Genomic DNA, 12,361 nt, shown 5'->3' with positions numbered 1-12,361 from the left:
TCACCCGCCGGTCGCATTTCATGGAACCACGCTGACCTCAGGCACTGGCACGACAAATCTTCCGCCCCATTGCCGTATATAAGCAAGCTGTTCCATGATCTCTCTCTGGATATTCCAGGGCAGGATGATGACATAATCCGGCATTCGGGCCTTCAGAATATCTTCGCCGACCACAGGGATGTGGCTCCCGGGAAGGAATTTTCCCTGTTTGTAGGTAGACGCGTCGACGACGAACGATATGAGGTCCTTCCTGACACCACAGTAATTCAAAAGGGTGTTCCCCTTAGCAGCGGCGCCATAGGCCGCAACGGTCTTCCCACCTCTTTTCGCTCCGATGAGAAATTCCAGGAGATCGTCCTTGATCCCATCCGCCCTCTTCTGAAACCCGCGATAGTAATCCATGCCGGTCATGCCCAGCGCCCCTTCCCGGGCAATAAGAGCTGCCACGGCCGGACTCTCCGGTTTTGAGACATCCTCGGCATGTTTACCGAATATGCGCAGCGAACCGCCGTGTGTCTCCAGTTCCTCGGCATCAAAGATATCTAGCCCGTGGCGCTGGAATATCTTCCGTACCGTCGTGAACGACAGGTACGAAAAATGCTCGTGATATATCGTGTCAAACTGGTTCTGCGCCAGGAGCTGCATCACGTGGGGAAACTCCATGGTGATCACGCCGTCATCCTTGAGGATGATCCGGAGCCCTTCAACGAAATCATTGATGTCAGGCACGTGGGCAAGGACATTGTTGCCGATCACAAGGTCCGCCAGCCTGCCCCGGGCCCGAAGGTCTTCGGCAAGGGCCGTTCCGAAGAAATCGACTATCGTCTCGATCCCCTTCTTCCTGGCCTCCTCCGCCGTTCCTCCCGCGGGCTCGATGCCGAGGCAGGGAATGGCCCTGCCCTGAAAGAACTGGAGAAGATACCCGTCATTGGAGGCTATCTCGATAACCTGACTCCTGCCATCATAACCGAACCTTCGCAGCATCATTTCCACATATTTCTCAGCATGTTCGAGCCAGGTACGTGAGAAGGACGAAAAATACACGTAGTCATTGCTGAAGATCTCATCAGATCTCTTGTATTCGTCTATCTGGACGAGGAAACAGCCGTCGCAGACGTACAGCTTGAGGGGAAAGAAGACTTCAGGCTCGTTGAGCTGCTCTAAGGTCAAAAAGGAATTTGACGGCGGGGCATTCCCAAGGTCGATGAATTCCACGGAAAGCTCTCTTCCACAGAACCGGCAATTCATTGAGCTATCCCCGTGAAGTCCTCGCCCAGCATGGAGTAGCTCATATCTTTTCCGGACACGAGTGTGACCGGCAGTGGCCACCTTATGGCGAGCCGCGGGTCATCGAATCTCAAACCCCGCTCGTGTTCGGGGCTGTAGAACTCCGTATGGTGGTATATCAAGGCCGCGTTGTCCGCGAGCGCCTGAAAACCATGGGCGAACCCTTCCGGTATATATGCCATCCGCATGTTCTCCGCCGACATCTCGAACCCATACCACTTCAGGAACGTGGGGGAACTTGCCCGGAGATCGACCATCACGTCGAATACGGCGCCGTTGACGCATCGGATGATCTTCGTCTCGGCCGCCGGCGGGACCTGAAAGTGCATGCCCCGCACCGTTCCCCGCCTCGCGCTGATCGAATGGTTCACCTGGACGATCCTTCCGGTGAACCCGATGGCTGCGAACTCCCTGGCACAGAAGGTGCGTGCGAAGGTGCCCCGTTCATCGACAAAGGGGTCGAGCTCGATCACATACGCTCCGCCGAGCGGTGTTTCACCGAATCTCATCCACCACCCACTCGATGCCCTTCAACGCCGCGTCGTTGATATAGTCCCGCAAATGACCCTCGCTTTCCGTCATTCCCGACTCATAGTATGCCCGATACCACGCAACGGTCTTCTCGACGGTCCTCGCCGTATCCCAAACGGGTTTCCAGTGCAGCTGACTGCCCGCCTTCGTCGCGTCAAGCATCAGAACCTGTGCCTCGTGCGACCGGGTGGGGTCCTCGTCCACCCTGAAGGCGACCTTCGGCCACAGCCTCTGTATCTCGCCGACTATGTGGCCGACGCTGACGTTCCCCTGTGCATCAGGACCGAAATTCCATGCTTCGGCGAATTGCGCCTTCCCTTCGAGGAGCCTCTGCCCGAGGAAGAGATATCCGCTGAGAGGTTCGAGCACATGCTGCCACGCGCGGATCGCCCGGGGATTCCTGATACTCACCGTCTCCCCGGCCGCCGCCGCCCGCATTATGTCGGGAACGAGACGGTCCGCAGCCCAGTCCCCGCCCCCGATCACGTTGCCCGCCCTCGCGCTCGCCACGATAACCGCCGGTTTGAAGAAGGAGTTGCGCCAGCATCCCGTCACTATCTCGGCGCAGCCTTTTGATGCGCTGTAGGGGTCGTAGCCCCCCAGAGGATCTCCCTCTTTGTATCCCGTCCGCTTTTCCACGTTCTCGTAACATTTGTCACTCGTCACGTTGACGATCGCACGGACGCTCGGCGTCCGGCGGGCCGCCTCAAGAACGTTCACGGTTCCCATCACGTTCGTGGTGAAGGTCCCCACCGGGTCAGCGTAGGAGGACCTGACGATCGGCTGCGCCGCCAGATGGAAGACGATGTCCGGCTTCTGCTCTGCGAATGCGCGGTTGAGGTGGTCTTCGTCCCTGATATCGCCGATAACAGAGCGCATGTCCAGCCGGTGGAGGTCGAAGTGATTGGGCTGCGTGGGGGGCTCCAGGGAGTATCCTGTGACGCGGGCCCCCAGCTTCAAAAGCCAGAGGATGAGCCACGATCCCTTGAAACCCGTATGGCCCGTTACAAGGACATTTTTCTGCTTGTATATATCGGAGAACATAAAAACTGTGGAAGGATCATCCCGGCGGGAATGTTATTTCCATACCCGCCACGGAGCCATCCCGTCATCCCACATCCTGTTCAGGTATTCCATGTCCCGCATCGTATCCATACACGCCCAGAAGCCCTGATGCTTGTAGACCATCAATTCCCCCTGACCCGCTATCGTTTCAAGCGCCCCGATCTCGAGATCGCAGGAATCGTCGGTACTGAGGTAATCGAAGATGCGCCTGCTAAAGACAAAGAAGCCGCCGTTTATCAGCCCTTTCGTGTCACCGGGTTTTTCGGTGAAGGATTCCACGCGGTGGCCGTTGATCTTCAACTCGCCGAAGCGGGAAGCGGGGTTTATCCCGGTGACCGTCGCAAGTTTTCCATGAGAGATGTGGAAGTCAAGCAGCGAATCGATATCAACGTTGGCAATGCCATCCCCGTATGTCATCATGAACGTGTCGTCCTCGATGTACCTCTCCGTCTTCTTGAGGCGGCCGCCTTTAAGGGTCTTCTCCCCCGTATCGGCCAGCGTGATCTTCCAACCGCCTTCATCATGGGAATGGTGGATATGCATTCTCTCGGGTTGACCCAGTTCGATGGTCACGTCGTTGTTCATCAACTCGTAATGGCAGAAATAGTTCTTTATCATCTCCCCCTTATAGCCGAGGGCTAGAACGAATTCCATGTACCCGAAATGGGAATAGTATTTCATGATATGCCAGAGGATGGGGCGCGTCCCGATGTTGACCATCGGCTTGGGCCTGAATTCAGTCTCTTCCCGCAACCGCGTTCCCGTTCCACCGCACAGTATCACAACCTTGGTTCTCTTGTTCATCGGATGCCCTCACTGGATCCTTTTTTTACAGCAGCGTAGTGCTTGAATTGAAAACCAGAAAATCTTTAGACCCTATGAAATTGTCCAGGCAGGTGAGAATCCTCTGATACTCTTCCGGGGCAAGTTCATCAAGGAGCTTCTCCTAGGCAACGGATTTGATCTGGCGCACGAATCCCCCGCGTCAACCTCGACCCCGTTTTCAACCTTTTTCAACCTAGTCCTTTTGAGGCTTTTCTAGTCCGTGCTGGCGAGCGTTATGGGCCAGCCGGTTTCTCTATGATAATTATGGATATCCAGTTTGCCGGGTTTCCCTAGCACCATCGTGGTATCATTATTCCTAACCTCATAACAGCAGGAATAGTCCTTTGCCTTCTCGTTCTTGTACCCAAGAACGAGGGCAAAACATTGTACCTGTGGCGGGCATAGATCTTCATGATGTGCCGGAGAACGGAACGGGTTCCGATATTGACCATTGGTTCGGGGCAGGATTCGTCTCTCTTCTCAGGTATGTCCCAATTCCTCCGTAGTGTATGATAACTCGGCATTTCTTGATGTTATGGTTCTTCCCTTCCACAGAAGCGCTATGGTCTTGAATCGCCTACCACTCCCCTGACCTCTTTGATTCAGCCCAAAAAGTCTTGACGCTCAAATTAACGAGAAGTTTTCCGACCATAAAACCAAAATCATCACCGTACAATCCTCTGGCTTCATTTAAGACCGAGTCCATTTTCTCTTTATCGTAGCGCAGAGTATAGTCGGTTTTTCGATTATACTCGATCAGTTTCCTCTTGGAGTCTGAGCTATACCAGTCAGAAACATCGTACTCCAACACCAGATTAGCTCCACCAAATGACCGATCAAATGCGTTTGAAACTTTCCGTGCGGCACTTACCCATGCTTCCGCTGCCCTGAGTGCCTCAGATTCGTCTTCATCAAGCTCAGCGATACTGCCCAGCATAAAATAGCTTAAATGGAACATTTCATCGCTCTTAGTCAGCAGTATCTTGGTAATGAACTTTCTGAGTAGATTGTCTCCAAGATCTCCTCTGAGTAGCTTGTCGTAATTACCGTTTCTATCAAAGTAGTCATATACATCTTGTCTGGAAGAGAATAATTCCTGTTCCGTTTCGTTCTTGAATTCCTTGTAGATCTGCGATATTTCCGTATCACCCTCCTCCACCGACCGCCATAAGGCATAGAGATAATCGTAGGCAGATATTCCGAACTCCTTAAGGTGCATACGAATCACATCAAACTGCTCGCTGGAAAGTAATGCAACCAGGAAAGCAAATCCCCTGCATTCCAAGTACTCCGAAAACGACATAGTGTTTGTCGATGTGCAGACCTCCTCTATTTCATAACATGATTCTCCTTTATACTTTCCAAATTGTCTTGGGATTATTCTAAAACCTGTACGATACGCATAGAGCGATCTGCAATCGTCGTGATCTAAATAGGTCGCTTGCAAAAGCATGGTAGTGTAAACAACGAACTGTTCTACGCCGGATTCGAATAAAAGCTTTATGCCCTGTAAAAAAGTTTCTTTTGACTCCAATGGCATTGGGATAATCAATCCCACCGCCGACATCATCTTCAGATCCTTGATTTCCTCAATCAGGGCCTTGTAATCACCAAAAGCGATATTGTGCCGTTTTATGATGTTTAACGTATCCGGGTTCATACTTTGCACTGAACACGCTACCTTCATGGTATTCTTGAGTTTCTTTACTATCCCGATTATGCGATCGTATTTGGCTTTACCGGTAGTTACATCAAATGCATTAGGCCAACCATATACATCCTGCAAATGCGAAATATGTTCGGCTATCTCTTCATCTTCCGCATACATTCCAAAATTCGAATCGCAAATCGATAAGAGTACATTGGGGTATCTCTGCATCCGTATCGCAATGTAGTCCAGATCGGCCTTGATCCGTTCTACGCTGAATCTTGCTATCGGGCTACACCAACTCTGCCCGGCATAGCAGTAACCGCATGTGAAAGGGCACCCTCTCGCAAATTCCATTGAAGGAGCATATTCACCGTTAAAGAACTGATCCATCAAGCCCATCAAGTAGGGTGATGGTATTTCATCCAAAGATTTCAGTTTCGGAACGGGCTTACCTACAAGGAGCTTGCCATCGCTATCTAAATGCATGACTCCATCGTGCGCAACGCCCTTTAACGGTTGTTTGTTGAGGATTCTATTGACCAAATGGGCGAAGACAATTTCACCTTCCCGATAAACATAAAAATCTATTTCCGGCCTTTCCTGGAGATACTGCAGACATTTGTGTTCTTCTGTTGGAAAATCAGGTCCGCCCGAAATGCACCAGGTTTGAGGTTTTTGCCTTTTTGCGTATCTGTAGACAAGACACGATACGCTACTATTCCAGCAGTAATTTGATAATCCGATAACATCTGGCTTCCATTTATCTATATCATCCAACAGGATATCTGGGTCATCGTAGAGTCTCAGATCGATGCTGTTTTCTGGTAAATTCCCGAGCAAATAAGCCCCAATAAAACCAATCCCAATAGGCATGAAAACGGAATGCCTTCCTGTAGTCCTGTGACGAAGATCCCCAAGAGCGACTTTCAGCTTCAACATGTTTCCTCCATCAGTGGCATTGTCATAGCTCGTGTACCGAAATCTCTTTTCGCAAATTGTAATACTTCGATTCGACAAAGGATTCATATCCTAGTAGCATTTTCACATGTTTCCTATGCCTGGCTTCATCACTGAACCGGACCACTTCGGAATTCTTGAGCCAGCCCAAATAACGGAGCGTCAGGCACGATTCAGGAGAATGCTTCTATCCTGATCCGGGGCGCCTCTATGACCCTCGACTGTGCCATCATATAACACCCGACTCCTGCACGGACGGGCCTTCATGCGATCTGTCAATGATAAGGCTCTCAATAAACTCAGCCGCCCTTCCGAGAGACCCGTATGGGAACATGGCCTCGACAGCCTTGAGAAAATCATTTCCTCTTTCACTCATCAAACGGGGCAATACTTCCCTAAGATCCTTTCGGGTCGCGACGCTGGGTGTGATGCCTGCCCTGACGGTAGGAAGAGACATCTTTTCTGACTCCCGCGGCACAATGGATAGGGTCCGAGTTCCGACGATGGCGGCTTCCTGGAGAAGCATCGTCGTCATTCCAACTACAAGATCGGCAGTATAGACAAGTTCCAGGGACGGTTCGGCGCGGCTAATCTGATCAAACTCCCACAACAGCGATCCGAAGTCTTCTTCCCTGTTCTTCGGGTGCATTCTCAGGACCAGGTATGGCCTCGGCTCTAAACCGGCTGATGCGTCAAGGAATTCCTCGATGACAATTCCCGTTCGGTCTGTCCTGTCGCCTCGACCTTCCAAGGTATAATCCGACGATTTCTTGTATTGATCGGGGCCAAGCCCCGTAGACACCTCCGAGACGAACACGACTACCGACGATGCCTCGGGACAACCGGGAAAGAGAGAAGCCTTTGATTCAGCGGTGCCGACGTCTTCCAGCCTGTTTCTCGTATCGTGGACACGGTCGTAATGCGGGTGGCCGCACACTATCGTCCTGCCGGCAGGGTGACCCAGGTCCACGTACGCTTTCTTTGTCAGTTCATCGGGAACGATAAGCCAGTCGGGAACATGACTGAGGGGATCGGGTGAGTTTCCTCTGAAACGATGTTGAGCGTTCCCGAAGGCATCGACGGCCCCCACCGTGATCATCCGGTTCCTCTTTGCCGCAGCAACGAGCTCGAAGGCCAGGGTCTCAGTGTTTTCCGAAGTGCCCACGACAACCACTTTGGGCGATAACCGCATCAACAGATCTTCAGCCGACACGGACTCTGGCACGTCTCCCGCCTCCACCTCCATTCCCTGCAGATGGGAATGACCAAATCCTCTTGCGGCGAGATACACCTTCCAGCCGAGTCTATCCAATTCGGACGGCAGGCCGGCAACATAGTTCGCCGCTCCGGGATCTTCGACATAGATGAGAACATCAACACTCACAACGCCGGAACCCTTTCCGCTTGGTGCGGTCTCATAGAGAACTCAGTTCCTCGATCCTTTCCCAAACCTTGTGAAACGCCTCGACGATATGATCGACGTCGTCATCGCTGTAAGCATTGATGCACATACCGATACCCATATGCTTTTTGTCCTGAAGTGTCTCCGCAATCGGGCATATCCCTTTTTCGTAGGTAACATTCCCCTTGTAGATATCGGAAGTCCAGGGAAAACCTTTCTTCCCGTAAGCTATCCTCTGCTGATAGACGGGCAGGAGATGTATGTTCACATACCGGTCCGCAATGGGCACGCCCTCTGCGACAAGCGCCTTATGCACGTGTTCTCGTGCAACTCCGGTAACATCGGGGTTGTACAGCAGGGGGTATACATAATAGACATGGGAGCAGCGGGGTTTGACCACCGGCGGGCGCAAACCGGCGAGGTTTGCGAGGCCCCCGGTAAGCCTGTCGGCCACTTCGATCCTTCTTCGCGTCAATTTTCCCAGCTTTTTCAACTGTTCGATACCTATCGCCGCTTCCACTTCGGTCATCCGGAAGTTGAAACCGATCAAATTGGAGAGGTCGAGAACGCCTTTTTCGCCCGCCACGGCTTCAGCGTGATTGCGTATCAACTGAAGGCGCTCTGAAATATGTTCGTTGTCTGTCACGCACAGCCCGCCTTCTCCCGTATGGATATGCTTATGGTAGTTGAGACTGAAAACACCGACGTCCGCAATGGTGCCCGCATATCTTCCGTGATAAAGGGCTCCAGGCGCCTGTGCGCAGTCCTCTATCACCCTGAGATCGTGCTTCTGCGCGATCGACATTATCGCGTCAAGGTTCGCAGGATGACCGAATATGTCGGTAACGAGTATGGCCTTTGTATACGGGGTGATGTTCTTCTCTATCGACGCGGGATCGAGGTTGTACGTTTGATCCTCAATATCAGCGAAGACGGGGATAGCATTCCACACTAGTATCGCCGTGGCAGTAGCCGACATTGTCCAGGGGCTGACGATGACTTCATCACCCGGCTCGATACCTATCGCGCCCACAGCCGCAACGAGGCCCGAGGTCGCCGAGTTGACGGTGACGGCATATTTTACCGAGAAATAGGTCGCCCACGCCTCTTCAAAATCCCTCACCTTGTCTCCGCCGTAGAAATCCGGGTCCCACGAACCCAGAAACCGGGAAAGCACACCTGTTTCTACAACCTGGCGCGCGGCCTCTACCTCTTCCGCGCCGATGCTTCTGTATGGCTCGAATGGTCCCGCGACCGCCTTGTTTCCACCGAATAACGCCAGCTTGCTCATAGTACCCCCTCGTTCAACTGGCCGCAGACACACTCGATGACCTCAAGTGTCTGTGTGGCGCTTGTGCCATCCGAATTAAGCGTTTCCCCACATGTCAGGTGCCTGTAGAGAGCTTCAAGGACATGCAACTGATATCGTCTCAGGTCGGTAGGCACAACCTTGGTCTCGGGGGAAAGCAGCATATACCCCTTAAACAGCGGGCTCGGATAGGTCCTGCGAACCTCAATCAGGTTTCCGGAATCAGCATAGACAATAGAGCCTCTCTCGCACATCAATTCCATTTTACCGATGGAAAACAACTCTTCACGACCCGCCAGAAGATAGATCGGCACTCCGTTAAATTTGAGGCACAGATCGGGTTCAGGATCCGTTCCATTCCATTTTCTGCCCTGATCGGTGATCTTCACTTCATCAACATCACCAAGCCAATAGCGAAGAAGGTCAACGAAATGGGAACCGTTGTTCACCAGCCCTTTGCTGTACCAGACAGCCCCTTTGAATACTTCTCCCAACTCCCGCTCAGCGATCGTCCGCCTTACCTCGACACTTCCAGGTTCATAACGGCGCATATAATTGACCGCAAGAGCGCACCCGCATTCTTCAGCCATCGCCTGCATCTTCCGGCCGTCAGCCACCGATGCTGCGATAGGCTTCTCGCATAACACGGCAGCGGGACGGTATCGCATGATATCGACGAAAACTGAAAGATGCTGGGCTGCGGGAGTAGCGATGGAAAACACCTCAGGGTTGCTTTCAGCCATCAACGAAGACATATCGACAAAGGAAGGTCGCCGGAATTTCTCCTCGAACCTTTTTCGCTGCGCACCATCAGGGTCAACGGCCCCAACCAGTTCATAACCCGGGTGATACGTATACCCTGACGCATGAGTGGCGACCACTGCGTCGTCCAAACGGTCGTAATCGAAACCCTGGCCAATCTGGCCAAGGCCGATTATTGCGGCTCGGTATTTCTTCACGGGCGTCCTTCCACGGCAGATGTTCCCCGCAGCTATCGGATCGGCTTATCCTGAATGTGCCTGTTGATCTCGAGCAACTCGGGGTGGGCCTTCAAGAGATCGATGATTTCGTACACTCCAAAATCGGGCTCGATGGGATACAATTCTTCGAAGATCCTCTCGATCAACAAGAAATCCTCATCGTTGTCAACTGTCAAGCGTATGTCCCAGTACCTTCTGTCGAGGTTGTTCTGAAAATGGTAGATGGAGAAAGACTCGGGGTGCTCCCACACGTAAAGTGTCACATGCTCCCTGTCGACAGGGTCCTTCGTCAGACTGTCCACCCTCTCCAGGGTCTGCCGCCGAAAGATACGGAGCCCCAGTCCTGGGGGATATGAACCGTCGAGACGGTTGGCCATGAAATCATGGTCAAGGTAGTGGTAGGCCTTCAACATATCGTCAATTTTTTTCGATTCAATGAGCGGACAGTCACCCGTTATCTCCACGATCACATCCGCATTATATTCATGGGCCGCTGACAGAACCCGGTCAAGAACGTCCTCTTCGCTGCCCCTGAAACAACCTACACCGAGTTTTTCAGCCAGTTCTACAATAGGGTCGTCTGACCCGGAAACCGTCGTTGCGATGACAACTTGGTCAAGACAACGGGATCGCTTGATCCGTTCCACCAGCATTTCGAGCATGGGTCTGCCCAATATTGGTTTCAGGACCTTTCCCGGAAGTCGGGACGATTTCATACGCGCTTCAATGATAGCAATCCTCTTCATGTGTCTTTCCTCAGGATACTCTTGTCTTGCTTCAGGACTTCTTCTCTGTCAGGTAGTGCTGGGGCCTGAGCCAAATACCCTCGTCTCCCTCCATGGGCTCAAGAGTCCGGGGGTCGTAGACACCACGTCTCATGCGGTGCTGTTTCATTGCCTCAGAGTCAGCGGGAACTTTTTCTCCAGTCCCGAGCGCCGCTTCGATGTTGCGGACCTGGCTTACCATTTCGGCGAATTCATCCATCGTCATCGCGAATGAATGGTCTGGCCCCGGAAGATTCCTGTCAAAACTGACATGCTTCTCTATTACGGAGGCACCAAGGGCAACAGCAGCGATAGGCACCGCGGCACCGGGCGTATGGTCTGATATACCGACAGGCGTCCCAAAGGTTTCCCGCAGGGTCACAATGGACCGCAGGTTCATCTCGGACCACTGCGGCGGGTAGTTGCTGACGCAGTGTAGCAGCGTGACAATTCCGGTACCGGCCCTTCTTAACGTGTTCAACGCGTTTTCCACATCTCCAAGCGAACTGCCCCCGGTGGAGAGAATCACTTTCTTACCCGTTGTCCCGACGGCTTCGAGCAAAGGTCTGAAGGTGATGTCTCCGGAGGCGATCTTATAAGTGCTAACCCCAACACGCTCCAAGAGATCCACCGCTTCAAGGTAGAATGGGGTCGACATGAACTCTATCCCCTGCCTTTCAGCCTCTTCCTTGAGGGCAAAGTGCCACTCCTCGACAAGTTCGAGATTGGAGAACCCCTGGTAAACAGGGTTGTCCGATGGATGACCCTCCGTCCAGAGCATGGGCGCAACGAGTTTGTCCTTCTTAAGCGTCTGGAATTTCACTATGCTGGCACCGCAAACCCTGGCAGCCCTCACATATTCGATTGCCCTGTTCAGGTCTCCGTCATAGTTGGAACCAATCTCCGCTACTATCTTCACTCTATCCTGCACTATCTCGTCCCTCCCCTGCGGTTTGTGTTCTACCGAACATTAACGCTTTTTGAAAAAGCAGGCTGGATTTCCGTACCATACCTCATTATCCGGTACATCATGGCGCACCTGGGAACATGCGCCGATTTCCGAATTCTCTCCGACGGTCACCCCGGGCATAATAGTCACGCTGGCACCGAAACGAGACCCCTTCTTAAGCGTTCCCACGCTCTTCACCTGTTCCTGTCCGACTATAGGGGTATCGGTCACGACAAAAGCATATTTCATTATCACATCGTCCTCGACGACCGTTCCCGCTGAAAGCGTGCCCCGGCTCCCCATAGAAACGTTGTTGCCTAACCTGCAGTTGTCCCTTATCTCGCAATACGCTGTAAACCTGCAATTCTCCCCAACCAACGCGCTTTTGCCGACTTTTGAGTAGGTCCCTATCTTCGTTCTTGATCCTATAGTGCTCCCCGATAGCACCACAGCATGCTCTTCAAGCGTGACATTGTCCCCCAGTCTGGCCCCCGACCTGATCACGACAAAACTCTCGACCGTGACATTGTCCCCGATGACCACGTCCTGCTCAATCTTCACAAATGAAGCGCATTTGAAGTTCTTTCCATGAACCAGATCTTCTGATATTTCGCAATATCTACCTGCTTCCATGTGCTTAC

General features: G+C 52.5%; 11 protein-coding genes. All 11 read right to left on the bottom strand.

What is annotated here, in order from left to right:
* Window positions 1–18: 18 nt before the first annotated feature.
* The 11 genes from GXX82_11650 to GXX82_11600 all read right to left on the bottom strand — a co-directional run bounded on the left by GXX82_11650 (window position 19) and on the right by GXX82_11600 (window position 12,353).
* The gene (locus tag GXX82_11650) at window positions 19–1,248 is read right to left on the bottom strand and encodes a class I SAM-dependent methyltransferase (protein NLT23692.1); all 1,230 of its coding nucleotides are present in this window, start codon (window positions 1,246–1,248) and stop codon (window positions 19–21) included.
* The gene (rfbC, locus tag GXX82_11645; protein ID NLT23691.1) at window positions 1,245–1,796 is read right to left on the bottom strand and encodes a dTDP-4-dehydrorhamnose 3,5-epimerase; all 552 of its coding nucleotides are present in this window, start codon (window positions 1,794–1,796) and stop codon (window positions 1,245–1,247) included. The genes GXX82_11650 and rfbC overlap by 4 nt, the downstream gene beginning before the upstream one ends.
* Window positions 1,783–2,862, bottom strand: a complete 1,080-nt coding sequence (gene rfbG, locus GXX82_11640) for a CDP-glucose 4,6-dehydratase (protein NLT23690.1) — start codon at window positions 2,860–2,862, stop codon at window positions 1,783–1,785. The genes rfbC and rfbG overlap by 14 nt, the downstream gene beginning before the upstream one ends.
* 33 nt (window positions 2,863–2,895) lie before the next feature.
* Entirely contained in the window at window positions 2,896–3,687 is a 792-nt protein-coding gene (gene rfbF / locus GXX82_11635; GenBank protein ID NLT23689.1) for a glucose-1-phosphate cytidylyltransferase, read from the bottom strand.
* 598 nt (window positions 3,688–4,285) lie between these two features.
* Window positions 4,286–6,298, bottom strand: a complete 2,013-nt coding sequence (locus GXX82_11630) for a radical SAM protein (protein NLT23688.1) — start codon at window positions 6,296–6,298, stop codon at window positions 4,286–4,288.
* Between the two features lie 247 nt (window positions 6,299–6,545).
* Window positions 6,546–7,700 carry a hypothetical protein gene (locus GXX82_11625; protein ID NLT23687.1) on the bottom strand — a complete coding sequence of 385 codons (1,155 nt, stop codon included), beginning with the start codon at window positions 7,698–7,700 and terminating at the stop codon, window positions 6,546–6,548.
* Between the two features lie 31 nt (window positions 7,701–7,731).
* The gene (locus tag GXX82_11620; GenBank protein ID NLT23686.1) at window positions 7,732–9,009 is read right to left on the bottom strand and encodes a DegT/DnrJ/EryC1/StrS family aminotransferase; all 1,278 of its coding nucleotides are present in this window, start codon (window positions 9,007–9,009) and stop codon (window positions 7,732–7,734) included.
* Window positions 9,006–9,986, bottom strand: a complete 981-nt coding sequence (locus GXX82_11615) for a Gfo/Idh/MocA family oxidoreductase (protein ID NLT23685.1) — start codon at window positions 9,984–9,986, stop codon at window positions 9,006–9,008. The genes GXX82_11620 and GXX82_11615 overlap by 4 nt, the downstream gene beginning before the upstream one ends.
* Window positions 9,987–10,018: 32 nt before the next feature.
* Window positions 10,019–10,753, bottom strand: coding sequence for an NTP transferase domain-containing protein (locus tag GXX82_11610; protein NLT23684.1), 735 nt, complete (start codon window positions 10,751–10,753; stop codon window positions 10,019–10,021).
* 31 nt (window positions 10,754–10,784) lie between these two features.
* Window positions 10,785–11,690, bottom strand: coding sequence for a hypothetical protein (locus tag GXX82_11605; GenBank protein ID NLT23683.1), 906 nt, complete (start codon window positions 11,688–11,690; stop codon window positions 10,785–10,787).
* A gap of 51 nt (window positions 11,691–11,741) precedes the next feature.
* Window positions 11,742–12,353, bottom strand: a complete 612-nt coding sequence (locus tag GXX82_11600; protein ID NLT23682.1) for a transferase — start codon at window positions 12,351–12,353, stop codon at window positions 11,742–11,744.
* Window positions 12,354–12,361 lie beyond the last annotated feature (8 nt).

The organism is Syntrophorhabdus sp. (genome assembly GCA_012719415.1).
In the GTDB taxonomy this organism is placed as follows: Bacteria; Desulfobacterota; Syntrophorhabdia; order Syntrophorhabdales; family Syntrophorhabdaceae; genus Delta-02.
Note: the sequence above shows the minus strand (reverse complement) of the source record. Positions and strands in the feature narration are given on the sequence as shown.

Coding starts and splice junctions, on each gene's coding strand:
- GXX82_11620 (NLT23686.1), bottom strand. CDS start 9,009: ATGAGCAAGCTGGCGTTATTCGGTGGAAACAAGGCGGTCGCGGGACCA.
- GXX82_11650 (NLT23692.1), bottom strand. CDS start 1,248: ATGAATTGCCGGTTCTGTGGAAGAGAGCTTTCCGTGGAATTCATCGAC.
- GXX82_11630 (NLT23688.1), bottom strand. CDS start 6,298: ATGTTGAAGCTGAAAGTCGCTCTTGGGGATCTTCGTCACAGGACTACA.
- rfbF (NLT23689.1), bottom strand. CDS start 3,687: ATGAACAAGAGAACCAAGGTTGTGATACTGTGCGGTGGAACGGGAACG.
- rfbC (NLT23691.1), bottom strand. CDS start 1,796: ATGAGATTCGGTGAAACACCGCTCGGCGGAGCGTATGTGATCGAGCTC.
- GXX82_11610 (NLT23684.1), bottom strand. CDS start 10,753: ATGAAGAGGATTGCTATCATTGAAGCGCGTATGAAATCGTCCCGACTT.
- GXX82_11600 (NLT23682.1), bottom strand. CDS start 12,353: ATGGAAGCAGGTAGATATTGCGAAATATCAGAAGATCTGGTTCATGGA.
- rfbG (NLT23690.1), bottom strand. CDS start 2,862: ATGTTCTCCGATATATACAAGCAGAAAAATGTCCTTGTAACGGGCCAT.